Origin of the sequence: Sinomonas flava (assembly GCF_039531875.1) — a bacterium.
In the GTDB taxonomy this organism is placed as follows: Bacteria; Actinomycetota; Actinomycetes; order Actinomycetales; family Micrococcaceae; genus Sinomonas; species Sinomonas flava.
The window spans coordinates 751279-775966 of record NZ_BAAAQW010000003.1 but is presented as its reverse complement, the minus strand read 5'-3'; the positions used below and the strand labels follow the sequence as shown (position 1 = coordinate 775966).

The window sequence follows — 24688 nt, the reverse complement described above, 5'->3', positions numbered from 1 at the left end:
TGGTCCGATCACGGCCCGACCTCTCTCACCCGACGTGGACCCATGGGCGCTGGGTGATGTCCGGCACGGCCTGTCGGAGCACTTCACGCGTCACGGGTGCGATCTCGCCTTCGCCGAAGAACATGAAGCGCAGCAGATTCTTCACCGGGTTGCCCTCGGTCCAGCGGAAGTAGATGTGCGGCATGAGCCCGGTAATGTCCCTGGCGTGGATCAAGACTGAAGCGATGGTGTTGGGGACCACGGGGCCGTGCACTTCGAGGATGCGGTAGCCGTGGCGCGTGATGCCGTGGACCTCCAGCTCGGTTTCGAAGTCTGAGGAGTCATCGACGATGACTTCGAGGAAGAGGACGTTCTCGTCGAGCGGCAGGTGGCTGACCTCGCTCGCGGAATGGAGCTTGTCGCGGTAGGCCTGGCCGGTCAACCTCAATGGCTCGTGAGCGATGATCTGGATCGGCCCGGACTCAGCGGCCGCGACGAATTCGATGGCCCTCTCGTCGAAGTGGATGCTCGTCGCATGCAGCTCGAAGGAGCGCCGGGCGCGGGAGATGAAGGAGATCACGATGGTCCCGGCAATGAAGACCGACGCGATCTGGATGCCTTCGGGCCGTTCGATGATGTTCGCAGAAGTCGTGTAGACGAAGACCGCGGAGATGATCCCGAAGCCGACGGTGAGCTTCCGCTCGCCCCGGCGTCGGGTCGCGAGCGTGACGGCGATGGCCGCGGAGGTCATCAGGACGAGGACGCCGGTCGCATACGCGCCGCCTTGGGCTTCGACGTTGGCTGCGAAGATCAGGGTGATCAGGAAGCCGATCGCGGTGAAGACGAGGACGAGCGGGCGTGACGCCTTCGTCCATTGAGGCGCCATGCCGTAGCGCGGCAGGTAGCGGGGAACGAGGTTCAGGAGCCCGGCCATCGCGGAGGCGCCGGCAAACCAGAGGATCGCGATCGTGCTGAGGTCGTAGACGGTGCCGAAGACGACACCCATGTACTCGTGGGCGAGCAGGGCCAGGGCGCGCCCGTCGGCCGCGCCCCCGGGCTGGAACTCCTGCTCGGGGATCAGCACCACGGTGGTGAAGCTCGTGGTGACGAGGAAGGCGCTCATGATGACCGCCGCCGTCGTGAGCAGGCGCTTGGTGCCCCTGATGCGGCCGGCAGGGTCCGCTTCCGTGTCGCTGGCATCGCCTCGGATCTGCGGCATGACGGCGACCCCGGTCTCGAACCCCGACATTCCGAGTGCGAGCTTGGGGAACACCAGGACGGCGACCGCGAGCATGAGGACGGGGTTGCCGTGCGAGGTGAGCATCGCCTGCCACCAGTCGGTGATCTGGAGGGGGTGAACGAGCGCCTGCGCGATCGTGACGACGACCAGCACGGCGTTGAGGGACAGGTAGAGCCCGACGAGGACGACGGCGACGCCGATCGCCTCCTTGAAGCCCCGAAGGAACACGGCTGCCAGCAGGGCGAGCAGGAACAGGGTGACACCGATGTTCTGGCCCTGCAGCCACCCGGGCACGAGAGGGTTCCCGATGAGGTGGGCGGCGGCGTCGGCGGCGGACAGGGTCATGGTGATCATGAAGTCGGTTGCGGCGAAGCCGAGCAGGGCCAGGACGAAGAACTTCCCGCCCCACCGCGGCAGGAGCCTCTCGAGCATCGCGATCGAGCCTGAACCGTGGGGACTCTCGACCGAGACCCGGCGGTAGACCGGCAGGGCACCGAACAGCGTCACCGCTATCAGCACCAAGGTTGCCAGGGGGGACAGGACCCCTGCGGCGACGGCGGCGATGGCAGGCTGGTATCCGAGGGTTGAGAAATAGTCGACGCCGGTCAGGCACATGACCTGCCACCACCGGTGCTTCTTCTCGTGGCCCTGGGGAATCGCGTGCGGTCCCTGGTGCACGGCTTGCGACTGGTGGAGGTCGTGCAGGAGCCACGCCCTCAACGAACCGACCGCGGTCTTCTTCTTCAATCTCGGTTCGGCCGGTGGCCGGCTCAGAGTAGTCACCGAAGTGCCTTTCCCGCTGCTGTCTCCCCACATGAGGACGATGGCGAGCCTACTCCCACGGACCAGCGGCCCCGTCGGCATTTACGCAATCCTTATCCCGACGCGCACGCCTCAACGGCCCCTGAGTACTCGCACCGGTGAACACATGGTCCGCCCCGGATTCGCGGGTACTGATCGACCGCCGCGGCGGTCTCGATCACATCGGGCGACCAGGAGGCCGGGGTTCGCGACCCACGGCCTCCTGACAGCGCGCACTCGCCGAAAGCCCTGTGCTATTTGGCGCCGAGGAAGATCGGGTTGGTGAGCGCCGCCATGGGACCGAGCGGGAGGTTCGGGCCCATCTCGGTGCCGCTGCCGGAGGTGCCGTCGCCCTTCGGGTGGCGGACCTCGACCCGCAGGTAGGCGGCGAGCTGCGGCGTCGTGCGCCACGTGACGGTGCCCTGCCCTGAGGCGGGGAGCGCGACCTGCTGTGTCTGGCCCTCGTCGGTGATGAAGCGGACGACGCCGTTCGGCACCCCGCCGATCTTCGCCGTCACCGTGACCGGGGCATCCGGGGCAACGTCGAGCCGCTCGCCGATGCCCGCGCTCTTCCCGCCGGACTTCACGGTGAGGTCGAGGGTGATGTCGGCGGACTCCGCGATCCAGGACCGGCCGTTCCGGATGCCGTCGAGGATCGCGTCATGGGAGAGGGCCGCGGCGTTGACCACGTTGTGAGGCCAGCCGATGACCTGCGGGGCGCTGTGTGCGTCGCTGTTGCCCATGGCCGGCAGCCAGCGGCCGTTGCTCCGCACTGAGTGCACGAGCATCGAGTCCCACGTGCTGACGGACATCTCGTCATCGTGGGTCCACGGACCGGTCCAGACCTCGACGGCGTCGGCGTCGTCGTAGCCGAACTTCCACCGGCATGCCACGTACGGGCAGTAGGGGTGGGCGGGGACGACGAGGCCACAGCGGGAGTGGATGAGCTGCGCGGCGTCCTCGAAGCCCTTCTCCCGGGCGCGGTACCGCCAGTCGATCCAGTCTCCAGGCTGCAGGCCGAGGGCGAGGTAGTGGCCGTTGCGGGTCGTGACCTCCTCGCCCGTGAGGATCAGGAGGTCGTTGCCGGCGAGCGGCCCCCACGCCCCGTGGGAGGCGGGCGTGTTGTGGTCGGTCGAGATCATGAAGTCGAGGCGGCTGGCCCGGGCACCCGCGGCCACCTCCTCCGGGGTCCGCTTGCCGTCCGAGTAGACCGTGTGCAGGTGGGCGTCTCCGCGGTACCAGCCCGCACCCTTGCCGGCGACTGCCTGGGCCGGGTACTTGGGCTGGTACGGGGCGCCGTCGGGCCCGTAGTCGAGCGTGACGTTGACGGTGTAGTCGAGGCCTGCCTCGGCCACCTGGTAGGGCCCGAGGACGATGTTCCACGTGCCCTTGCCGACGGGGCCGGGGAGGTAACCGGGCGTCGCCTCGGAGGCGCTGATGAAGAACTCGGTGCGGAAGCCGCCGGACCAGCCGCGGAAGCCCTTGCCCTGGAGCCTGGTGCCCTGCTCGTCGAAGATGCCGATGTCGCACGAGTTCGAGAGCAGGCCCGGGGCCACCGAGGGCTTGCTGTAGGTGTAGGAGACGCTGATCCTGTTCACGCCCGCGGGGACCTCAACGGGCAGGTAGACGAAGTCGGCGGCGCCCGGGTCGAGGTGGCCGGTGAGCGTCTGGGTCTTCTGGGTGCCGCTGTCCGCGGCCGCGAAGGACATCGGGGCCAGGGTCAGCGCCGCGCCGGTGAGCGCTGCGGTCAGGAACCCGCGGCGGGAGGGGGAGAGGAGGGCAGGGGTGTCGGCCTCGTGAGCCTTGCAGGGGGATGTCACTCGCGACATGTTCACCATGCGGACTTAACATTTGGCAAAGTCCGGCCCAACGTGCTGCTAATTCAGTGCTGAGGCCCCGCACGGGACAGCGCAGCCGCCGCGGGCGGACCCGCGGCGGCTGCGTGTGTGGCAGGAACCGGACTCAGTCGTCGCTGTCCCCGGCAGCCGAGGCGGAGCCCGCCCCGATCACGTGGTGCTGCGGCGCCGGCATCTCGGAGTCCGCGCCCTTGACGGACTTCCAGATCGCCTCGTTGAACGTGGCCTCGTTGATCTGGTCCTCCTTGGTCAGGTCCTGCGCGGAGGACTGCGCGGCCAGCGGAGCGTTCGCGCCGTTGAGCGCCGTCATCGGGTAGCTGGGCTTGACCGCCGTGTACGCCGCCGGGTTCGGGTTCGCGGTGAACGAGGCGCTCATCGGCGTCGCGTAGGCGTCGAACTGCGTGAGCGGCTTGAAGCCGGCGATGAGCCCGATCGTGCGGACCATGGAGGCCGTGCTGTAGAACGTCGAGTCGACCTTGCCCGTCTGGGTGTACGGGCTGATGGCCAGCGCCAGCGTCCGGTGGGCGTCGACGTGGTCGGCGCCGTTCTGGGCGTCGTCCTCCGTCACGAAGATCGCCGTGTCCTTCCAGATGGAGGAGTGCGAGACGGTGTCGACGAGCCGGCCGAGCGCGTAGTCGTTGTCCGCGACGTACGCCTGCGGCGTCGGCGCCCCGGCCTTGGTGCCCTGCGTGTGGTCATTCGGCAGGCGGACGAACTGCACCGTCGGCACGGTCCCCGCCGAGACCTGGCCGGTGAAGTCCTTGATCCACTCGTCCACGCGCGGCGTGCCGCAGTTGGCCGCGAGCGGCGCGAACGTCCCGGTGGAGTCGGGGCACTTGAGGTCGTAGCCGCGGTAGGCACGGTCCGTCTTCGCGTCGAGCACCGGGTCGGAGGAGACCGCGCCGTTGGCGGTGTTGTTGACGAAGAAGCCGTAGTTCCGGAAGTTCACGCCCGCCTTGTCGAGCCGCTGCCAGACGTACGAGTTGCCCGGCTCCTGGGCCGCGTTCTCCGGGTTGCTGTTCTCGCTCGGGTAGGGCGCCTTGCGGCCGGAATAGTTCGCCGGCCACATCTGCTCGGCGTACGGGTTCGAGTTGGCCTGGGTCACCCAGTTCCAGCCGTTCGCGCTCACCTCGGCGTCGGCGTAGAAGTTGTCGATGGTCGTGAACTGCTTCGCGAGGGCCCGGGTGTTGGGTGCGGAGTCGTCGCCGAAGAGGGTCAGGCTCGGATCGCCGTTGCCCTTGCCGATGTCGCCGAGCACCTGGTCGTAGGTCCGGTTCTCCTTGACCACGTAGATCACGTGCTTGATCGGGCTCTGGCCGCCGGGCTGGGCGGGCACGACGGCGCCCACTCCCGTCGTTGCCGGCCGGTTGTTGTTCTTGACCTGCTCGGTGGCCTTCTGCAGCTCGCCCCCGGTCGGGACGGCGTAGCTGCTGAGGGTGCCCTTGATCATGGAGCCGGAGTACTGGTCCTCGGCGGTCTTATTGGGCGACGTCGGGTCGGGGTGGCCGGGGCCGTCGTTCGGCCCGGCGCCGAGGCCCTTGGCGTTGGTCACGTGGAGGGCGCCGTCGCGGAAGGCCAGCGAGGACGGGTACCAGGCGCTCGGGATGACGCCCGCCACGCTGCCGTCGGCGAGGCTCACCACCGCGACGTCGTTGTTCCCCGAGTTCGCGACGAACAGGCGCCCGCCCTTCTCGTCGAGCGCGAGCCCGGTCGGGTTCGTGCCGACGGGGGCGTCCTGGTAGGGCGAGAGGCTGATGGTCTTCGCTTCACCCGTGGCGGTGTCGACGGCGCTGACCGTGTCGGCGTCGCCGTTGGCCACGAAGAGGGTCTTGCCGTCACCGGTGATCGTGGACTTGTTCGGGTGCAGCCCCACGGGGAGCGTACGCACGACGGCGGGCTGGTCACCGGAGACGTCGACCACACTGACGTCGGAGCCGCCTTGGTTCGTGATGTACGCGGTCTTCCCGTCCGGGGAGAGGGACACGGCAAAGGGCTTGCTGCCCGCCGGGGCGGTCTGCACGGCGCCGGTGGCGGTGTCGATGACGGAGACGGCGTCGCCGAGCTGGTCTGCGACGACGATCTTGGCGCCGTCGGGCGTGACGGCGAGGCCTGCGGGGTAGAGGTTGAGGGCCTTGCCGTCGGGCGTCTTCGTCGGGAGGGCGAGCGGCGCGCCCTCGGTGAGCTTCCCGCCGTCGTACGCGAAGGTGCGGATCTTGGCGTTCGCCGCAGCGGAGGCGTAGGCCTTGGTGCCGTCGGGGCTCCAGGCGAGCCCGACGTAGAGGGACTCGGGCGTCTTGTACGTCAGGGTCTGCTCGACCTCGCGGTCGGCGACGTCGACGAGCTGGAGCGACTGGGTGCCTTGGCCGTTGTTGGTCACGAGGAGGCGCTTGCCGTCGGGGGAGAGGGCCGAGTTCAGTGGGAGGTCGCCCAGGACGGTCTGCTCGCCCCAGGGGGTGACGCGCTGGCCGGTCGGGGTGACCGCGGTGCCGTCGCCGGAGGGCCCGGCAACGTGGGGGGCCACTGCGACAGCGATGCCCCCGCCCACGAGGGCGAGGGCTGCCGTGGCCACGATGGTTCTGCGGGAGGTCTTTGACAGTCTTGTCATACCCATGACAGTACGGAGGGCAGCTTAACTGCACCCCGTCCTTCGGTGACGTCCGGGTGACCGTCAGTGAGTCGTCAGTCGGTGGCCTTGCGTCCGGGGAGGACGAGGAGCGCGTCTCCGACGGCCCGCTCGGACCCTCCGGAGGGGCGGGTGACGAGGGCGCCGTCGGCGACCATCGCCGTCGAGCCCCCGCCGTCGAGGTTGATGGCCTGGACCATGCCGAGCGAGGCGGCCACGTCCGCGGTCTCCTTGATGCTCAGGCCGAGGCGGTCGGTCTGGCGGCCGTCGGCGGTGACGATGAGGGTGCGGCCCTGGGCGTCGACCCCGGCGAAGGTGCGGGGGTTCCGCTTGTGGACCCAGCCGTAGTAGAAGCTGTTGCTGTCCCCGGTGTGGACCATGCCATCGCGGCGTGCGGTGATGTTCTCGGCCCCGTCCTGGATCAGCAGGGGGCCGCCGTTGACGACGCTCGTGGACTTGTCCGCGGTGAGGGCCTTGCCCTTCGCGTCGAGCAGGTCGGTGCTGAGCTGGAGCTGGCGCCCCTCGGGGGCCAGGGCGCGCAGCTGGGCGGCGGCGGACCCGGTGGCCTGGATCGTGCGGCCGCCCGCGGGGACGGCCATGCCTCGGTGCTCGTGCACCTCGGAGACGCGCCCGGAGCCGTCCAGGACGACCTCGAGCCCATCGCCCGAGGGGGTCTGGGGGCCGAAGTCGGGCGTGAAGGCCACGAGCTCGTCGGCGTGGGTGCAGGTGACGTCGTGGAGGGGAAGAGAGGTGGGGCTGTCGCCGGTACCGCCGCAGTTGCGGATGAGGCCGGGCACCCGGTCGATGCCGTCGAGGACCAGCTCGTCATTGCCGGCGCGGACGGACCCGCGCCAGGCCAGCCGTTCGACGGAGGTGCGGTTGTGCTGGCCGTCGACGACGAGCGCCGGACGGTCGCCCACCGGCTCGCTGAGCGTGCGGCCGCCGTAGACGCCGACGCCGGCCGGGTCGCCTTCAGCGCCGGCCTTCGGATCGAAGGTGAAGAAGCCCCCGTTGACGCCGGCGAGGGCGCCTTCGGCCTGGGCCAGCGCGCTGACGGTCTCGCGGCGCTGCAGGTCCGGGCCGAAGGATGCGCTCAGCTGGCCGGTGTACTCGTGGGGGTCGATCGTGAGGACCTCGAGCTTCCACTGTCCGTGGCTGTTGTCCCCGCTGGCCGAGTCGCCGTCCCAGCCGGTGTAGACCAGCGACGAGGCGTAGCCGGCGGCCTTGATCTGCGCGACCAGCGCGGCGCCGTCGGCCTTGGCGGCGAAGTTCCCGGCGCGGACGCGGTAGCCGAGCTGGCCGCCGGCGTCGGCCAGCTGCGGGGAGTCGACCGACTCCACGCGGGCCTCCACGCCCGCGGCGCGGAGGCGCTCGGCGGTCCGCTCGGCGGCCGCCTGGCTGGAGAGGGCCGCCGCCGGGGCGTCGGGGTCGGGGGAGTCGGAGGGGATGGCGACCTCTGCGGTCCAGAAGAGCGAGGCGCTGGGGGCGCCGCGGGTGATCGAGGTGCGGGTCACGCCGGGCGCGAGCTGGGCGTCAGTGCGGGTCTCGGGGAGGTCGGGGGCGCCGAGGTCGAGATGTGAGGACTGGGCCGGGGCCGCCGCGATGGCACTGGCCGGGGCGGCTTCGGCTGACGCAGGCACCCCTGTGGCGATGAGGGCGGCGGCCGCTGCGGCGGCACAGGTGGCGTAGAGGCGGGGGGAGTTCCAGATGGGGGCAGACACGGCGTCCAGCGTAGGTGCGCTGCTGAGCTGTGAAGGCCCTGTTTCGCAACTGTTCACCGAGCCTTGGCGCGGCACGGAAAGGTGTTCACGGCGCGTTCACGCCACGGCGTGGATACCCGGACCGCAGCGATGCGGCGAGGCCGGGCCGGAACCACAGGGTTCCGGCCCGGCCTCTTTCGGCTCAGGGGGTCAGCGCGATCCCAGGGCGGTCAGCCGTTTCCGCCGCCGTTGTTCGCGTGGGTGATGGAGGCGACTGCACCGGTCTGCTCGTCGAGGAAGACCTTGTCCTTCCGCTCGTGGTGGAAGTTGAACATCGCCTCGAGGGAGCCGGCGCCGGCGTCCGCGGACGCGTCGCCGATCTGGCCGGTGCCCCAGTTGTCCTCGATGAAGCGCAGGATCGAGGCCTGGTCGGTCTGCGTGTGGTCCACGAAGTTCTTCTTGGCGTAGGGCGAGATGACCAGCAGCGGCTGGCGCGGCCCGGGCCCGCAGCGGTCGGCGTACCCGCCGGCCTGCGGGACGCCCTTGTTGTAGGCGTCCAGGCACCATGCGGCGTCGTCGGGGCTGTTGGAGGAGTTCTTCACCGCGGCGGCGACGTGGTCGTACCACCCGTCGGAGTCATCGTAGGCCAGCACGATCGCCGTGGAGTCCCAGTTCGGGGAGTTCTGGATCGCGTTGATCTGGGCGGTGATGAAGTTCTGCTCGTCCAGCGGGTCCGAGTAGGAGGCGTGCCCGTCCTGGTAGTTCGCGGCCTTCAGGAAGGAGACCGCGGGCATGTTCGAGCTGTTGACGACCTTGTCGAAGTCGGTGAGGTCGTACTGGTGGTTGGCCTGGCCGCTGTGCCCGATCTCCGCCTCGCCGGCCGGGGGAAGGTGGTGCGGGTTGGCGGTGGAGGCGTAGTACTGGAACGGCTGGTGGTGCGGGTTGTAGTCCGTGCTGGAGACCCCGGCGACGTTGCTGTGCTTGGCGAGGCACGCGGCGGGGGCGGTGCCGGTGGCCGCCGTGGTGGGCGTGAAGCCTCCCTGGAACCAGCCCCAGCTCACGCCCTTGTCGTTGAGCAGGTCGCCGATGTTCTTCCCGGTCATCCCGGCGAGGTTGTTGGCCTTGGCGTGGCTGTTGTTGGAGCAGTCGTCGTAGACCGGGTCGGGGTCGTTGATCATCGTCCCCACGCCCTGGGCGTCGGGGACGCGCACGGCGTAGTCGCTCGCGGTGGGCACCACGGGCTGGCCGGCGGCCGTGAACTCCCGGGTCCCGTGGGTCTGGCCGGAGACGAGGTTGATCGCGCCGGGGGAGGATGGGCCGAAGACGGTGCTGAAGTGGCTGTCGCTCATGGCGTAGTTCTGGGCGTAGTTCCAGATCCCGGTGACGGTGTTCCCGTCGTAGTAGTCCATCGTCAGGCCGGGGCGCCCGTACTGCCCCGGCGCGCACGCGTCGCGGCTGGTGAACTGGACGAACTTGTCCATGGCGCCGCCGTTGTACGCCTTCTGCTCGGCCGTGTAGGTGTGGTCCTGGTCGCACGTGACGGCCTGCATCGGGCTGAGCCGGTCGGGCTGGACAGTGTTCGGGTTGTTCGGGGCCAGGAGGCCATCGTGGGACAGGGTGGCGATGTCCTTCGGCGTGTCATCGGAGGCGGTGAACGAGGGGGCCTTCGCTGTGGAGCCCTGGAGGGTCTCGCCTGCGGCGTTCTTCGCGTTGGGGTAGGTGGCGAAGTAGTGGTCGAAGGAGACGTTCTCCCCGAAGATGACCACCACATGCTTGATGGGGGTCGCGGTGGACGCCTGCTCGCCGGCGGTGGCCGGCGCTGAGCCGAGGCCCAGGGCCCCGGCGGTCAGGGCAGTGGTGGCCAGGGCGGCGGCGCCGGTGGCGGCCAGAAGGCGCCGGCGCGGCCGAGGCCGTGAGGGGTTGTGCATGGGAGTCCAATCGTTTCGGTGCCTACCGTCCGGGATCGGTCTCCCGGCGGCTCCATCTCTCCACAGGTGCGGGTACCGGAACCAGGCGCCCCAGCCGCAGCGTGCCCCCTCTGCTTGACGGCAGGACTCGGAGTGTCGTCGAGGTTCCGTGTGCCCTCGGCACCCTACCGGCGTGGATTGAACCGGGGGTGAACAACCGGTTTCCTCCGAGTCCGAGGAGGCCTCACCGCGCGGGGGCATCGGCGGCGCCGGAGCACAGTCTTCCGGACCGGGGTGCGGGCTCGGAGGCACGCATGACCCGGTAGGTGAGGATCTCGGTCCCGCAGCGCTCATGGCCGTCGTCCGGCGCCACGTGCAGGAGCACGTCGTCGCCCTCGCGGGTCAGCACGAACGGGTTGCGGAAGACGCTGTGCCCCGCCGGGCTGAAGAGGGCCACCGGGACGTCCGCGGCGATCCGGCGTTCGTCGACATGGACGACGGCGACGCCTCCGAGCTCATACGTCCCACCGTGCGCGTCGGGCAGTTCGCTGATGCCCGCGCAGATGAGCCTGCCGGCGCCGTCGTGCTGGGCTTCCTGAAAGTCGAGGTGCTGGCTCGGGTTGTCCCAGACGTCGGGCTCTCCGGCGACGAGCCGGCCACCCGCTGCCTCGCTGAGCCTCCAGCGGTAGAAGCGCCGCGATCCCCAGCTCGCACCGTGGAGCATGTTCCGCTGCGGGTCCGGGACGAGCCAGGTGATGTGGTCGTCCACCTCGAAGCGCTCGACGAGGTCGAGGGTCACGGGGTCGAGCGTGTAGATGAGGCTGCGCGAGTGGGAACGGTATTCGCCCACCGGGACCCACAGCAGTCCGCCGGTGTAGTCGATCCCGCTCGGATGGTAGGCGTCGCCCTCGCCCACGGCGATGTCCGCGGCCAGCGTCCCGTCGCTCTCGATGACGAGCACGTGGCCGCGCCCACGGCCCGGAGAGCGGCGGGCGGGGTCGCCGTCCGCGTCGGCGAGGGGTTCAGGCGGGTCGAGGACCTCGACGGTGGTGAGGAAGACCCGGCCAGCGGCGAGGGTCATGCCCTGCGGGTGGTGGGTGGCGAAGGCGAGGGGGAGCCGGCGCACGAGCTCGAAGCCCGTGCGCCGGGTCCAGCCGGCGACCTCGGCTGAGAGGCTGCCGTCCCGTACGGGTTCAGCCCACACGGGGCGCCTCCACAGCCACGGTTCGCGAGCGTTCCCGTCCGGCGCGCAGGGCCGCGGACCAGACTGCGTGCAGCTCAGCCGCCTGGTCGGGCCGGGCCGCCATGATGCCCCCGGACTCGGGCCATGCCGTCTCCCGGCCCTGCTCGTCGAGCAGGGTCCCGCCGGCCTCGCGCACAAGGAGTGCGGCGGCGAGGTGGTCGATGGGGCTGAAGCGGGCGATCACGCTGCCGGCGCCCCGCCCGACGGCGACACCCGCGAGCGTGAGCGTCCCAGATCCCATGACGCGGAGTGTGGAGAACCGCGCGCTGAGCGCCGCGAGGAAGCCGTCGAAGCCGGGCCAGGGCTCATGCCCGAGCAGTTCCGTGGCGACCACGGTGCCGGCGAGCGTGCTCGCCTGTGCGGCGGCGTCGCCGTCGTGCTCGGTGGGTGCCTGCGACTGCCCGGGGGCGAGGTGCAGCCGGGTGCCGTCTGCCTCGGCGCCGTAGCCTGCGACGGCGGAGTACAGGTGCCCGCGCCACACGTCCGCCACGACGGCGACGAGCGGTTCGCGGTCGATGGCGAGGGCGAGCGAGAAGGCGGTCCACGGCATGCCGTTGGCGAGGTTCGCCGTGCCGTCGACTGGGTCGACGTACCAGCAGGGGACGCCCGGCTCGGGGGCGCCGCCGAATTCCTCTCCCACCACGAGGTGGCCCGGGAGCCGGGCTGAAATGATCTCCCGCACGTGGCGCTCTACCGCGAGGTCGACGTCCGTGACGTGGTCGGCGGCGTTCGCCTTGGTCCGCACGGTACCCAGGGCGGCGGCGCGGGTGTGGTCGATGGCCCACTGGGCGAGCTCGTGGGCCACGGCAGCGGCCGCGAGGAGTTCGTCTCCGGCGAGGTGCCGCGGCGGCTGGGCGGCAGCCCACGTCTCGGGGGCTTCCGCGATGACGCGGTGCAGCAGCGAGAGCCGGTTGGTGGTGATCGCGTCCGCGCCGAGGGCCAGGGCCCAGCGCATCCCGTCCGCCGAGTCGACCGTCCAGCAGGTCATGAGCGCGCCCGCGGCGTGCGCTGCGTCCACGAGCGCCGGGCTCAGGACGGCGTAGTCGGAGTTGACCGCGGCCGGGCGGAGCCGCTCCAGGAGCTCTCCCGGGGGCAGGTCCCGGCGGTTCCACGGAAGCCACACGCACGCGTCCGCATCAAGGTCGCGGATCACCGTCATGGCCTCGAGGTTCCCGCACCACGCCACCCGCGCCGCCTCACGTCCCGCTCGGGCCGCCGCCTCCGCATGGGCATGCACGACGGCGACGCTCGCCTCGGCGGGGCGGGGCTCGTCCATGTCGATGACCAGCACCGAGGGAGTCCCGGCCACGGCGTCGAGGGCGTCGGCGAGGAGCGGGATCCGGCAGTCGCCGTCGCCCAGTCCTGCGGCCTCGGCCCAGTCGATGTCGGCGATGTGCCGCGGGTCGTTCCAGAGTCGCTCGAGCGTGGCGTCGTGGAGGAGCACCACGTGCCCGTCGCGCGTCACGCGGACGTCGATCTCGACGAAGTCGGCACCCGCCTCCACCGCCGCCCGGACGGCCGCGATGGTGTTCTCGCGGTGCCGTTCGACATGCCCGCGGTGGGCGGTGGCGAAGGGGCCGTGGGCGCTCGGGGCGCCGGTTCGGACCTCGAAGGGCGCCCGTGCAGGCATCGCGCTCACGCGGCCGAGCCCTTTCCGGAGAGCCTGCCGTCCTCGAAGTCCAGCCACTTGGTGATCCTCGCGTACCCCCGGGTCCCCACTGTGGGCGGGGTCCCCGTCACGAAGCTGCGCAGGGCTGCGTCCTCCCGTGTGAGGTGCAGTTCGGCGAAATGGCCGCGCGGCACCACCCGGTCGACGGTCGCCGGCGTCCAGCCGCTTCCCGTCGCATCCGTCCCGAGGACGTCCGCGGTGAAGACCACGTCCTCCGGACGGACTCCGACCATCCCGCTGCCGCGCGTGAGGCGGCCGTCCTGGATGCGGCCCTCGAGCCGGTTCAGGCTCCCGATGAACGTTGCCACGAACTCGGTGGCCGGGGCGCTGTAGAGCTCGGCCGGCGTGCTGAACTGCTCGATCCGGCCCTCGTTCATGACGGCGATCCGGTCGGACATGGACATGGCCTCCTCCTGGTCGTGCGTGACGATGAGGGTCGTGATGCCGAGGCGCTGCTGGATCTCGCGGATGTCCTCGCGGACCTTGACGCGCAGCTTGGCGTCCAGGTTGGAGAGGGGCTCGTCGAGCAGGAGCAGCTCGGGCTCCTGGACGAGCGCGCGGGCCAGCGCCGTGCGCTGCTGTTCGCCGCCGGAGATCCGCGCGGGCCGCGAGTCCCTGTGGTGGAGCAGGTTCACCAGGGCCAGGGCGGCGTCCACCCGCTCGGCGATCTCAGCCTTGGGCCTCTTGCGGAGCTTGAGCGGGAAGCCGACGTTCTTCGCCACGGTCATGTGGGGCCAGAGCGCGTAGTTCTGGAAGACCATGGCGCTGGGCCGCTGCTCGGGTCCCAGGTGGGCCACCTCGCGGCCTCCGACGCTGATGGAGCCGGAGTCCGGGGCCAGGAAGCCGGCGATCATGCGCAGCGTGGTGGTCTTGCCGCAGCCCGAGGGGCCGAGGAGGGAGACGAGCTCCCCGGGCTGGACGGCCATGTCGAGGTTGTCGATGATGGTGCGGCCGCCCAGGACCTTGTGCAGCCCGCGGACCTCGAGCCCGGCGGCGGACGGCACGCGTCCTGCGGCCGGGGACGCCTTCGCGCTGTCGGTGTTCGGTGTGGTGGAGGTCGTGGTGTTCATGGTGCCTCTACTTGATCTGGAAGCCCTCGGCGAGCTGGCCGCCGACGATGTGCTTGTGCGCGGCCAGGAGCAGCGCCACGGAGGGGATGGCGAGCAGGATCGAGAAGACCGCCGCCACCTGGGTCGGGTAGTTCAGCACGAGCGTGTACATCTGGGTCGGCATGGTGAAGTAGTCCGGGGCGCCCACGAGGTACGTGCCCTGGGCCTCGTCGAACGAGGCCAGGAAGCTCATGATCGCCGCGACCAGGATGCCCGGCAGTGCCATGGGCAGCGTCACGGAGAAGAACACGCGCAGCTTCGACGCACCGGCGTCCCGCGCAGCCTCTTCCAGGCTGCGGGGCACGGCTGCGAACGCGGCCGACGGGATCCACGTCATGAACACGACGGTGCCGAGGAGGTGCACGATCAGGATGCCCAGGATCGAGTTCATGAGGTTCAGCGTGTAGAAGAGCGCCGCGAGGGAGACGAACAGGCCCATCTTGGGGAAGGCGTTGGCCGCGAAGAGCCCGATGAGGAAGAACCGCCGCCCGGGGAACTCGAAGCGTGCGAACGCGTAGGCGGCCGGGAGGCAGATCACCGCGGAGGCCAGGACGGTGATCGGGGCGAAGAACAGCGAGTTCTGCACCGCGACGCCGAGGGCGCTGTCGTTGAACACCAGGCCCCACCACTTCAGGGTCCACCCGTCCGGCAGCAGGTTCGGGTAGGTCCAGTTGGTGGCGAACGCGCGCACAGCCAGCCATGCGAGCGGGCCGATGATGAACACGGCCAAGGCCAGGGCGAAGAGGACCGCGAGGGTTCCGGTGAGGGCACGGCGTGCCGAGGAGCTCTGCATCAGACGGCCCCGCTTTCCTTGGCCGAGCGGAAGTTGGCCCAGACGTAGACGGCGGCGATGCCCGAGGCGATCGCGAACACGACGAACGCCATGACGACGGCCTGCTGGGGCTGGTTGAACGCCGAGAAGTAGTTCGACATGTCCACCCCGAGCATGTTCGGCGAGTTCGGGCCCGTGAAGTACGGGACGGTGAACGAGCCGAGGATGCCGATGGCCGTGAACGTCGTGGCAATGATGATCGGGACCCCTGCCATGGGGACCACGACGGCGGTGACGACCCTCCAGAAGGAGGCACCGGCGTCGCGCGCGGCGTCGATCATCGCCTGGGGCACGGCCTGGAGCCCGGAGGTGACGAGCAGGGTCGCGAAGGGAAGCGAGGTCCACACCGACCCGATGACCACCGTGACCATGGTGAAGGACCACACCGGGAAGTCCAGCCCGAGCTGGGCCGCGGCGCTGCGCAGGAAGCCATCCGCCGAGTAGAAGCCGAGGATGGCCCACGAGGCGATCACCACGGGGATGAACAGCGGCACGACGGCCAGCGCGGAGAGCACCTTGCCGATCATGCCGCCCCTGAACTTCAGGTAGAGGCCGATCCCGGCGGCGAGCAGCACCACCACCGTGGTGCTCACGAGGGTGACGACGACGGTCACGGCGAGGTCGCCGAGGAACCGCGGGCTCGTGAACATGTCGGTGTAGGCGCCGAGGGTGGGGGCGCCGCCGTCGGCCTCGTGCACGTTCTGGCCGATCACCGAGATGGTGCGGTTGAGGCCGCCGGTGAAGCCGAGGCTGAAGGCGAACGCCAGGACGATCGGGAAACCGATGAAGAGCGCTATCAGGACGATGGGCGGCAGGGCCATCGCGAAGCCGGCGGCCCGGCCCGCCCCCGCCCGCCGCGCGGTCGGGCGGAGGGGACGGGCGGGAGCGGGCGGCTGCTCGCGGACCTTGGTGGATTCGGCTGTCACTGGCCGGGGACCTTCTGGTCCCAGAGGTTGTTCATGTCCTTGGACATCTGGTCGAAGTAGCCCTTGCGGAGGTTGTTCGTGTCCGCGTTCTGGAACTTCTCCCGGACGTCAGCGGGAAGCTTGTCGAGGGAGATCGCCGGGTAGCCGGAGATCTCCTTGACGATCTCCGCCTGCTGCTCCGGTTCGAGGACGAAATTGGCGAGCTTGAGGGCGGCGTCCTTGTTCGGGGTGTTCGCCGGAATCCCGAGGTAGGCGGCTCCGCCGGTGAAGGAGGGGTCCGAGATCTGGGCGGCCTTGACCGTCGCGGGAATGGAGCCGTTCGCGGACCCGGTGATGAACTGGTCCGACCAGACCGGGGCCATGGAGATCTGGCCGCTGGCCAGCAGTTCCAGGGTCTGCTTGTTCCCGTTGGGGTAGACGCCCTTCTGGTACACGTACGGGTTCAGGCTCCGCAGCGTGTCGAAGCCCTGGTCCCACGTGGACTCGAGGTCCTTCTCGTAGCCGACCGTCATCTTCTGGCGCGCGTCGGCCGGGATGTACTTGTCGAGCACGGTGGCGGCGAACGACGCGCCGGATCCGCCGGACTTCGGCGAGTTGTAGGTGAACTTGCCGGGGTTCGCCTTGATCCAGGCCAGCAGGTCATCCAGGGTCTTGGGCGGTGTCGGGACGGATTTCGTGTCGTACGCGAGCAGCACGGACGAGCCGCGATACGGGATGCCGCCGGTGCCCCCGGCCTTCACCACGTCCGCGGGGACGTCGCCCAGCGCGGCGACCTTGCCGGTGTCCATCGGCTCGAGCAGGCCCGCTCCGGAGGCCTTGGCGACGAACCCGCCGTCGACCAGGTCGAAGTCCGCGTCCTTCTTCTGCTCGACCGAGCTCGTGAGCTTGGCGAGCGTCTGCGCGTCATGCTCACCGTGGAGGTCGATCTGGACCTGGACCTTGTAGCCGGGGTTCGCCTTCTCGAAGGCGGGGGCCAGCTCCTTCTCCCACAGGTTCTGGATGTTGGTGTCGCCGCTGATGAAGACCCGGACGGTCTTCGAGCCCGCATCACCGGCCGCATTGTTCTTCGCGGCCGTGCTGCTCTGAGCGCACCCGGTGACGGCAAACGCCAGCGCGGTGACTGCGGCAGCAGAGCGCAGCACAGTAGTGATCTTCATGGATCTCTCCCAAGAGCGTGGACGAAGGGCACGCCGGAGGCGCGCGTTCTGCCGGTTCCTGCAGGCACAGTGTGCGCGTACAGGAGCGGCCGCCCGGGCCCTTCGTCTGGTTTCGATAGGTCGTCACCGCGCCCCACCTCAACCGGGCAGAGCGCGTCGGCGCGCCGCGTGACGGCGCCGACCCCCACCGAAACTAAACAGGCTTGTCCTGACTAACGGTCAAAGTCAGGGTTACTGGAAGGTAAAGCACTGCGGGTCGCCGGATGGCCTCACCCGCGCAGCAGCGCCGGCAGCTCCGCCACCACGGCCTCGGCCATCAGCGACCCGCCCGAGGCGTTCGCATGGATGCCGTCGTCGCTCAGGCCCGCGCGCCAGGTCCCGTCCGGTGCCATGACGGGGGAGGTAACGTCCAGCCACCCGATCCCGCGCTCGTCAGCCCAGCCGTGCAGGCGCGCGTTCAGCTGAAGCACCTGCGGCCCCTGCGTCGCCGAGGGCGGCACCGAGACGAGGATGGGGCGCACGCTGCGCTCGCCGACCGCGCCCACCAGCCGCTCGACGTCGTCCGCGGCCCGGGCGGGGGAGGAGCCGGCGAGCAGCATGTCGTTGGTCCCGGCCTGCACCAGGACGGTCCCGCCGCGCCGGGTGGCCTCAGGCACGCGGGTCAGGAGCGCCACGGAGGTCCAGCCGGGGTAGGAGGCGAGGGTGCCGAGCTGGGCGCCGGGGACACCGCCGTCGCCCACGGACTGCCGGAACCACGAGCCCGGCCACCCCGAGTGCGAGTCACCGAGCACGCTCACCGTCTCGGTCCCCGCCGGCGCGGGGACACCGAACAGCTGTCGCGGGTCGAGGCCGGCGCCTGCCCAGCGGGGCGCGGTGACGGCGGCCGCCGCCAGCACGACGGCGACCGTTCCCACGAGCGCGGACGCCCACCGCGTGCGACGGCTCACGGCTCGCCGTCCACGCCCTCGTCGTCGATGCGGATCTCACGGCCCTGGGAGTCGAACAGCGGCCGCGCCGGCGGCTTCCGCCCGGTCTCCTGCTCCCACAGCCCCAGCTGGCGGGTGAGGGCGGCGGCGAGCTCGAAGACCTGCTCCGGGGGGATGCGGATGCGGCTCACGACCCGGCCGGGAATCAGCTCGGACGGGGTCCCCTCGGGCCCCTCGCCGGGGGTCGGGGGCTGCGTCAGGGCGACGAAGTCGAGCACGAACACGTTCGGCGTGTGCCATAGATTCGCGAAGTCGGCGAACCGGCCCTCGATGTTTTCCTCTGGCAGGGAGATCTGGAAGACCTTGGGTAGCTCGTCGTCGGTCATCCCCCCATCATGGTGCAGCCCGGCGCGCTACGCGAAGTGCCGTCCGGCCCGGCTCACGGCGCGGCCCGCCCGGGCGAGCCGGCGGACGACGGCGCGGGGCGGCGTCGTGCGAGCAGCGCGCCGACCGCTGCGACGAGCGTGTCGCGGGCCCACGGGTGGGACTGGAGGTTGGTGAGGCGCGCCATGATGCGGGAGCCCAGGACGGACTTCTGGCTCGGACGACGCCGCTCGGCGTCGTACCGCGCGAGGCCTTCCGCGACGCTGGGCGCGGCCAGGAGGGCCTCGCCGAGGGCCAGTCCGTCGACGAGCGACTCGCACCCGCCGCGGCCCAGGTGCGGGGACATGGCGTGGGCGGCGTCGCCGACGAGGACGATGTTCCCGGAGACGTAGCTCTTCAGCGGGGCCAGGTCCTCGATGCGGCGGCGGTCGATGTCCTGGGGCGTGAGGGAGTCGAGGACCTCGTGGACGGCCGGGTGCCAGTCCCTGTAGAGGGCCTGGAGGACGGCGAGGGGATCGTCGTCGCGGGTGCCGGCGAGGTCGGCGCGGACGCCGGCGTACCAGTTGGAGCCGCCGCCGGGGAAGGGCGCTCGGCCGAAGATGAGGTTGCGGCCCCACGTCTCGGTGGGCCCGGTGCTTGCCACGGGCGCGACGCCGCGGAAGGCGACCGTCCCGCCGTCCCTGAGGCGCGCGTCGGGGAAGGCGGCGGCGCGCACGGAGGAGTGGACGCCGTCGGCCGCGATGACCACGTCCGCCTGGGGCAGGTCCGCGGGCGAGCGCACGGCGGCCCCGAAGCGGACGGTGCCCTCCGGCAGGCCCGCGTAGAGGCCCTCGTTGATGCTGATACGACTCACCGCGTGGGACTTCTGCGGCAGCGTGAGGCTGGCCAGGACCCGGCCGTCCGGGCGGAGGAGGGTGCCGGAGGTGATGTCGATGGATTGCAGGCGGTCCGCGACGCCGAGTCGTTCCAGCGCCGTGTAGGCCGTGGGCCATACCCCGATGAGCGTCCCTGAGGTGGAGAGGGTGCTGCTGCGCTCGAGGACCTGCACGTCCCAGCCGCCCTCGGTGAGCGAGCGGGCGGCGGCGAGGCCTGCGATGCCGGCACCGACAATGGCTGCTGTGCCCTTCATGCCTCCACGCTACTGCTCCGCAGTCGCGGCTGCTCGGCCCGCTCGCTGGCGGTCCTCAGGTCAGGTGGCCGGCTGCAGCTCCGGCGCGGGCGCGGCTGCGGCTGCTGGCGCGGGGAGCGGCTTCGTCGGGGCCGCGGCGAGCGGGCCCCGGGTGCGCGGCGCACCCCGCCGGGAGGTCAGGGCGACGACGACGCCGTAGACGAAGCCGAACGTTCCTGCGCCCGCCCAGAGCACGACGGCGGTGGCCTCTGGCACCTCCCCCGATCCGAGGATCGCGGCCGCGACGAGCGCAGCGCAGACGGAAAAAGGCAGGGCATAACGCCACTTCATGATGTGTCCCCCATCAAGATGCCGGCCAAGCCGGCGAAGAAATTCGTCCAGGTCCAGCGGCGCGCGCTGGAATCCCCAAAACGAATGATATACCCCTTCGCGAGCGCCCCTTTCGGTAGCATTTCGTCATTGACTTGCGCCTGTTTTGAATTCGTGCCAGCGCCCTGCCAGTCTGGTGCTGCAGCAGCAGCTGCCGCGGTTTCCGTTGCCGCGCCGGTCAAGACGATGGGGGCCAAGAATGAGTCGGAAGATGAGCTACCGGCGCCGTGAATGGGCGCTGCGCAACGAGCACAGGATCAACGCCGTCTCGGGCGTCCTGGTGGTGGCCGCCGCGCTGGCCGTGGCCGCGTTCATCCTGCTGAACCTGAACCGGTAGCAGGGCCGGCAGCGGCGCCGATCCAATTACTCCGGCGTGCGCACGGCGGCGCGGTCCGTCCTGTTCCTCGAGGGAACGCGCGCTCGAAGCGGAGCGATCGAGACGGGGGTGCGGACGGCGGCGGGCAGCTGAGCGGGCGGCCGGCTGAGCAGGGCCGGAAGTCCCGGCTCAGTATGCCCCGCTCTTCCCGACCACGGCTCGGAGGGTCCGCAGCACGATCATGAAGTCCTGAGTAAGCGACCAGTTCTCCACGTAGTAGAGGTCGAGCCTGATGGAGTCCTCCCAGGAGAGGTCGCTGCGCCCGGAGACCTGCCAGAGGCCCGTGACGCCGGGCTTGACGAGGAGCCGGCGGTGGGCGAAGTCGTCGTAGCCGGCCACCTCGGAGGGAAGCGGCGGACGGGGTCCGACGAGGCTCATCTCGCCCCGGAGCACGTTGATCAGCTGGGGGAGCTCGTCGACGGAGTAGCGGCGCAGAAAGCGGCCGAGCCGCGTGATGCGGGGATCGTGCTTCATCTTGAACAGCAGCCCAGCGCCCTCGTTGTCGCGCTGGAGTTCCTTGAGGCGTGCCTCGGCGTCGACGACCATGGAGCGGAATTTGAGCATCTGGAACGGCTTGCCGGCCCGGCCAATGCGGGTCTGGCGGAAGATGACGGGCCCAGGGTCGTCGATGAAGATGGCGAGGGCCACGAGGAGCATGGGGATGCTCAGCACTGCCAAGATGGCGAGGCTCGCGACGATGTCCACGCTCCGCTTGAGGACCCGTTTGCCGCCCGTGAGCTTCGGGGTTGTCACGTGGATGAGCGGCAGGCCCGCTACGGGCTGGGTCCGGATGCGGGGCCCGGCGATGTCGGTGAGCGCGGGGGCCACGATCATTCCGACGTCGCGGGCGGCGAGCTGCCATCCGAGCTGCCGGAGGACCTGCGGGGGGAGGGCCGCGCCCGAGATGGCGACGGCGTCGACACCCGTCCGCTCGACGATGCTCACGATGCTGTCGAGGTCTTCGGCGTACCCCAGGACGGGCAGCTCGCGCACCGGCGTCCGCAGCTCGGCACCAGGGTAGCCGGGCAGGTAGGCGGCGATCGGGAGGTAGCCGGCCTCGAGGTGCTCGCTGAGCTGACGCCCGGTGTGGGCGGCAGCCGCGGGGGAGCCGACGACGAGCACCCGCCGCAGGTGCTTGCCGTTGCTGCGAGCCGACACCAAGACAGCACGCATGACCCACCGGGCTCCGAGCAAAGTCACGATGCCCAGCGGCAACGCGACGGCGACATACCCGCGCGCGGTGTCGAGCTGGAAGACGTAGGAGACGATGGCGATGGCGCCGAAGAGCCACAGGGACGCCGTGACGACGCGCTTGTACTCCTCGGGCCCGTAGCCCAGAATGCTTGTCTCCCTTGTGCCCCAGGCGCCGAGGACCACCCACCAGAGGGCAGCCAGGACGATCGTCACGAGCCAGTAGGGCGCATGCCATTCGTGCGAGCTGCCGACGAGTGAGTCGTTGACCGTGCCGAAGCGCACCAATTGGGCGCCTGTGGCGGACCAGATGACGCACCCCAGATCAGTCAGCTGGAGCCGGCGTCGGTGCTTCGAGGCTTCAGAAGCCCGGCGCTGGGCCGCTGAGTGGAGAGTCTGCGGAAGGCTCATCGGACAGCACGCTTCTCGATCAATTCAGTTGTCATGATTCCCCCATCAGAAGACGTCGATTTTGGGCTTTGGCTGCTAGGCAGCGCTTCAGCACGGCCGACGTCCACATTTGTATGACCTGCGCGGACAACAGAACTGGCTGACAGCGCTTTCGTGGCCCAGGCCGCACAACAGATCGACCGACTTCTGTCGGCGATCACGTTGCCCCCTCTTGCGTTCGAAAGCATGGAGTTCAATCCCCGTAGCCGTCCGGGTTAGTCGACTGCCAACGCCAGTGGTCTTCGATCATCTCCGCGATCTCCCGCGAAGCCGTCCATCCCAGTTCGCGTTCGGCTTTGGATGGGTCTGCGTAGCTTACGGCGGCATCTCCCGGACGGCGCCCCACAATCCGATAAGGAACGGGTTGTCTGGAGATATCAGCGTAGGTGTTGATGACCTCGAGCACCGAGTGTCCGCGTCCAGTGCCCAAGTTCCAGACGTTCACCCCACTGGTGGCCGCTACCCGTGCGAGCGCTGCCACGTGTCCTTCTGCTAGGTCCATGACGTGGATGTAGTCCCGCACGCCGGTGCCGTCGATGGTGGGGTAGTCGTCGCCGTAGACGCTGACCATCTTTTGGCGGCCCACGGCCACCTGTCCGACGAATGGGACAAGGTTGCTCGGCACGCCGCGAGGGTCCTCGCCGACTTTGCCGGAGGGATGCGCTCCGACCGGGTTGAAGTAACGCAGGATCCCAATGCTCCACCGCCGGTCAGCCGCCGCCAGGTCCTGCAGAATCTCCTCGACCATGATCTTGGTACGTCCATACGGATTGGTCGCCAAGAGGGCATGATCCTCACGAGCCGGTACCGCCTCGGTGGCGCCGTATACCGTCGCGGAAGAGGAGAAGATGATACGGCGGACGCTCAGGGCGTCCATGGCTCCGAGGAGGTTGAGGGTGCCGGAAACGTTGGTGTCAAAATAGCGGAGTGGCCGCGCGCTGGATTCACCTACCGCCTTGAGCCCAGCGAAGTGCACGACGGCGTCCGGTTGGGTGGCGTGGATGGCCTCCTCGAGAGCGGCAGGGTCGAGGAGGTCTCCCTCAATCAGGGGAACGTGCTGGCCGACGAGTTGCGATGCGCGCCGGAGGCCTTCCCTCGACGAGTTCGATAGGTTGTCGAAGGCGACGACCGTGTGTCCCGCGGACATCAGCGCAACGCACGTATGTGTGCCGAGGTATCCGGCTCCGCCGGTCACGAGGACCCGCATTCAGCGGACCCCTTTGAACAGGATGCGGTTTCGAAGGCGTGATATCCTCACCGCCCTGGGTGCGCTCTCGCCCCCTGCGACAGGGAAGCCCTGCCGCATCTCCGGGCGCACCACTGATTCCGGCCTCCCGATCTGAAGGCACTCTGCGCTCATTACCCCCCCAAAGAAAGCGAAGACGTTCCAACGGCACGGCCACGCTCAAGAGGACAGCGGCCGGCGGGAACTCAATACCCGTCATAGTACCGAACGAAGAACACCGATAAGATCACGCTCGCGGCTCTGCCCCCGAAGCCAAGGTGGACTGCGGAGCGGTGGTCACAAGCTCGACCCCTCCAGACTTTTTCCTTGCGCCCATAACCTCCTTGAATCGAAGCATCGGCTTCTCAACGAATGTCCACGACAACCAAGCAATAGGAAGTGTGAGGACTAGAGTCAAAAGTGAATTGACGATGACGCCCCACGAAGCCGACCCGCAAAGCGCAAGCAGCTGTTGTATCGGCCACGCATAGATGTAGACGCCGTACGAGACGTCGGTCTTGGTGAATGGGCTCGACGTGCTCAGTGAGCCAATCTGTAGCAGGAGATACGCCAGTGGAATCTGCCCGATATTACCTGCAATGCCCAGAAATGAAAGCCCAATGAGGATCAAGGCAGAGGCGGCGCTCACGACGGGGCGGATGCGGATATGTGGCGAGAGGAAGAAGAACGCCACACCGGTCAGGAAGTAACTCCCGAGACGGAGAGCACTGAGATAGAAATTTGTGTGTATGTTGAGGAGGCCGGGCGCCATTGCCCACGAGATGATCGCGACAATGCTTAGCGCCGGAATAGCGAAGGTGGAGTGCCTGCGGACCCAGGGAAGGGTAAGCAACGCAGCAAGCATAACATAGGCTAAGAATTCGAACTGGAGTGTCCACAGGGAGCCGTTCCAAGCGTTGGGGTAAGGCACCGCCGTGAGAGTTCCGTCGATTCCCCACTGGCGGTTGAGCAGGAGCGATCCTTTCGCCACGTAATTGAGGGCACTGGGCCAAGAGAGAGAAGTTCCAGCGACCCAAGCGGCGAGAGGTGCCGCGACTCCGGCAGTAATAGTGAGACAGACGACTAGTCCAGGGAAGATCCGGAGAATTCGCCGCCAAGTGTAGACTAGCAAATTGGCGCTGACTCGACTTGCTGAAACGAGATAGCCGCTTATCACAAAAAAGGCGTCAACGGCGACATGGCTGATAAACTCCAACCGCGGTTCGGTATTGCTGCCAGTGAGCGGCCAAGCGTGGCCGACAATAACCAGAGATGCAAGCATCAGCCGAAGGATATTCAAACTGTTGTTGCGTTCTCTTAGTCGCTCCCGCAGCGTCACATTCACCGGTATGGTATTCATAAAGGCCGCGCATCCTTCAGAAATGGTTGATTGCTAGCAGTGACAGGCGCCGCCGATGGCCGCACCAATTTTCTGCCACTGAGCCAAAATGAGCGGATCAATCCCAAACGCGCGGAGGGCTCGGCCAGCACAGGGGGAAAGTGCGGACGAGCGGCCCATCCGGCTTCTGGCGTCAGACTAGCGCCTTCGTACGGGCACGCCTGCAGCCAAAGCGGCCATTTCATTTGTGAAGTTCG

General features: G+C 69.2%; 20 protein-coding genes. 1 reads left to right on the top strand and 19 read right to left on the bottom strand.

The features are described from left to right. Nucleotides 1-25: 25 nt before the first annotated feature. The 16 genes from ABD298_RS06215 to ABD298_RS06140 all read right to left on the bottom strand — a co-directional run bounded on the left by ABD298_RS06215 (nucleotide 26) and on the right by ABD298_RS06140 (nucleotide 20047). Nucleotides 26-2002: an APC family permease gene (locus ABD298_RS06215; RefSeq protein WP_344298772.1), complete on the bottom strand. Its 1977-nt coding sequence runs from the start codon at nucleotides 2000-2002 to the stop codon at nucleotides 26-28. Between the two features lie 272 nt (nucleotides 2003-2274). Then, complete coding sequence (locus tag ABD298_RS06210; RefSeq protein WP_344298771.1) at nucleotides 2275-3840, bottom strand: CehA/McbA family metallohydrolase; 1566 nt, start codon at nucleotides 3838-3840, stop codon at nucleotides 2275-2277. Between the two features lie 142 nt (nucleotides 3841-3982). Next, nucleotides 3983-6445 (bottom strand): alkaline phosphatase family protein, encoded by a 2463-nt coding sequence (locus tag ABD298_RS06205; protein ID WP_344298770.1) that lies wholly within the window; start codon nucleotides 6443-6445, stop codon nucleotides 3983-3985. A 110-nt stretch (nucleotides 6446-6555) separates the two neighbouring features. Continuing rightward, nucleotides 6556-8220, bottom strand: coding sequence for a phosphodiester glycosidase family protein (locus tag ABD298_RS06200; RefSeq protein WP_344298769.1), 1665 nt, complete (start codon nucleotides 8218-8220; stop codon nucleotides 6556-6558). A 209-nt stretch (nucleotides 8221-8429) separates the two neighbouring features. Beyond that, on the bottom strand, nucleotides 8430-10127 hold the full coding sequence (locus tag ABD298_RS06195; RefSeq protein ID WP_344298767.1) for a phospholipase C: 1698 nt from the start codon (nucleotides 10125-10127) through the stop codon (nucleotides 8430-8432). A gap of 223 nt (nucleotides 10128-10350) precedes the next feature. Beyond that, a complete protein-coding gene (locus ABD298_RS06190) occupies nucleotides 10351-11310 on the bottom strand; it encodes a DUF6454 family protein (protein WP_344298766.1) in 960 nt (319 codons plus the stop codon). Further along, nucleotides 11300-12979, bottom strand: a complete 1680-nt coding sequence (locus ABD298_RS06185) for an inositol monophosphatase family protein (RefSeq protein ID WP_344299063.1) — start codon at nucleotides 12977-12979, stop codon at nucleotides 11300-11302. The genes ABD298_RS06190 and ABD298_RS06185 overlap by 11 nt, the downstream gene beginning before the upstream one ends. A 5-nt stretch (nucleotides 12980-12984) precedes the next feature. Further along, nucleotides 12985-14088 (bottom strand): ABC transporter ATP-binding protein, encoded by a 1104-nt coding sequence (locus ABD298_RS06180; protein ID WP_344298765.1) that lies wholly within the window; start codon nucleotides 14086-14088, stop codon nucleotides 12985-12987. A 7-nt stretch (nucleotides 14089-14095) separates the two neighbouring features. Beyond that, entirely contained in the window at nucleotides 14096-14920 is an 825-nt protein-coding gene (locus ABD298_RS06175; RefSeq protein WP_344298764.1) for an ABC transporter permease, read from the bottom strand. Then, nucleotides 14920-15885 (bottom strand): ABC transporter permease, encoded by a 966-nt coding sequence (locus ABD298_RS06170; protein WP_344298763.1) that lies wholly within the window; start codon nucleotides 15883-15885, stop codon nucleotides 14920-14922. Before ABD298_RS06170 ends, ABD298_RS06175 begins: the two co-directional genes overlap by 1 nt. Continuing rightward, entirely contained in the window at nucleotides 15882-17042 is a 1161-nt protein-coding gene (locus ABD298_RS06165) for an extracellular solute-binding protein (protein WP_344298762.1), read from the bottom strand. Before ABD298_RS06165 ends, ABD298_RS06170 begins: the two co-directional genes overlap by 4 nt. 269 nt (nucleotides 17043-17311) lie before the next feature. Further along, a complete protein-coding gene (locus ABD298_RS06160) occupies nucleotides 17312-17989 on the bottom strand; it encodes an SGNH/GDSL hydrolase family protein (RefSeq protein WP_344298761.1) in 678 nt (225 codons plus the stop codon). Next, the gene (locus tag ABD298_RS06155; protein ID WP_344298760.1) at nucleotides 17986-18354 is read right to left on the bottom strand and encodes a DUF3467 domain-containing protein; all 369 of its coding nucleotides are present in this window, start codon (nucleotides 18352-18354) and stop codon (nucleotides 17986-17988) included. Before ABD298_RS06155 ends, ABD298_RS06160 begins: the two co-directional genes overlap by 4 nt. A 53-nt stretch (nucleotides 18355-18407) precedes the next feature. Beyond that, nucleotides 18408-19481: an FAD-dependent oxidoreductase gene (locus ABD298_RS06150; protein ID WP_344298759.1), complete on the bottom strand. Its 1074-nt coding sequence runs from the start codon at nucleotides 19479-19481 to the stop codon at nucleotides 18408-18410. A 60-nt stretch (nucleotides 19482-19541) separates the two neighbouring features. After that, nucleotides 19542-19811 carry a hypothetical protein gene (locus ABD298_RS06145; RefSeq protein WP_344298758.1) on the bottom strand — a complete coding sequence of 90 codons (270 nt, stop codon included), beginning with the start codon at nucleotides 19809-19811 and terminating at the stop codon, nucleotides 19542-19544. Further along, nucleotides 19808-20047, bottom strand: a complete 240-nt coding sequence (locus ABD298_RS06140) for a hypothetical protein (RefSeq protein ID WP_344298757.1) — start codon at nucleotides 20045-20047, stop codon at nucleotides 19808-19810. The genes ABD298_RS06145 and ABD298_RS06140 overlap by 4 nt, the downstream gene beginning before the upstream one ends. Before the next feature lie 14 nt (nucleotides 20048-20061). On the opposite strand from ABD298_RS06140, the gene ABD298_RS06135 reads away from it, so the two are divergent. Continuing rightward, nucleotides 20062-20187, top strand: a complete 126-nt coding sequence (locus ABD298_RS06135; protein ID WP_255405261.1) for a hypothetical protein — start codon at nucleotides 20062-20064, stop codon at nucleotides 20185-20187. A gap of 168 nt (nucleotides 20188-20355) precedes the next feature. On the opposite strand, the gene ABD298_RS06130 is transcribed toward ABD298_RS06135, so the two are convergent. From ABD298_RS06130 to ABD298_RS06120, 3 genes are all read right to left on the bottom strand, one after another. Then, nucleotides 20356-21828 (bottom strand): sugar transferase, encoded by a 1473-nt coding sequence (locus tag ABD298_RS06130; protein WP_344298755.1) that lies wholly within the window; start codon nucleotides 21826-21828, stop codon nucleotides 20356-20358. A gap of 232 nt (nucleotides 21829-22060) precedes the next feature. After that, nucleotides 22061-23074: a UDP-glucose 4-epimerase GalE gene (gene galE / locus ABD298_RS06125; protein WP_344298754.1), complete on the bottom strand. Its 1014-nt coding sequence runs from the start codon at nucleotides 23072-23074 to the stop codon at nucleotides 22061-22063. A gap of 265 nt (nucleotides 23075-23339) precedes the next feature. Further along, on the bottom strand, nucleotides 23340-24452 hold the full coding sequence (locus ABD298_RS06120) for an acyltransferase family protein (RefSeq protein ID WP_344298753.1): 1113 nt from the start codon (nucleotides 24450-24452) through the stop codon (nucleotides 23340-23342). Nucleotides 24453-24688 lie beyond the last annotated feature (236 nt).

What these genes read in the sequence shown, in the direction of transcription:
- ABD298_RS06180 (WP_344298765.1), bottom strand. Translation starts at nt 14,088, where the DNA reads ATGAACACCACGACCTCCACCACACCGAACACCGACAGCGCGAAGGCG.
- ABD298_RS06130 (WP_344298755.1), bottom strand. Translation starts at nt 21,828, where the DNA reads ATGAGCCTTCCGCAGACTCTCCACTCAGCGGCCCAGCGCCGGGCTTCT.
- ABD298_RS06145 (WP_344298758.1), bottom strand. Translation starts at nt 19,811, where the DNA reads ATGAAGTGGCGTTATGCCCTGCCTTTTTCCGTCTGCGCTGCGCTCGTC.
- ABD298_RS06175 (WP_344298764.1), bottom strand. Translation starts at nt 14,920, where the DNA reads ATGCAGAGCTCCTCGGCACGCCGTGCCCTCACCGGAACCCTCGCGGTC.
- ABD298_RS06135 (WP_255405261.1), top strand. Translation starts at nt 20,062, where the DNA reads ATGAGCTACCGGCGCCGTGAATGGGCGCTGCGCAACGAGCACAGGATC.
- ABD298_RS06155 (WP_344298760.1), bottom strand. Translation starts at nt 18,354, where the DNA reads ATGACCGACGACGAGCTACCCAAGGTCTTCCAGATCTCCCTGCCAGAG.
- ABD298_RS06185 (WP_344299063.1), bottom strand. Translation starts at nt 12,979, where the DNA reads ATGCCTGCACGGGCGCCCTTCGAGGTCCGAACCGGCGCCCCGAGCGCC.
- ABD298_RS06150 (WP_344298759.1), bottom strand. Translation starts at nt 19,481, where the DNA reads ATGAAGGGCACAGCAGCCATTGTCGGTGCCGGCATCGCAGGCCTCGCC.
- ABD298_RS06165 (WP_344298762.1), bottom strand. Translation starts at nt 17,042, where the DNA reads ATGAAGATCACTACTGTGCTGCGCTCTGCTGCCGCAGTCACCGCGCTG.
- ABD298_RS06195 (WP_344298767.1), bottom strand. Translation starts at nt 10,127, where the DNA reads ATGCACAACCCCTCACGGCCTCGGCCGCGCCGGCGCCTTCTGGCCGCC.
- ABD298_RS06120 (WP_344298753.1), bottom strand. Translation starts at nt 24,452, where the DNA reads ATGAATACCATACCGGTGAATGTGACGCTGCGGGAGCGACTAAGAGAA.
- galE (WP_344298754.1), bottom strand. Translation starts at nt 23,074, where the DNA reads ATGCGGGTCCTCGTGACCGGCGGAGCCGGATACCTCGGCACACATACG.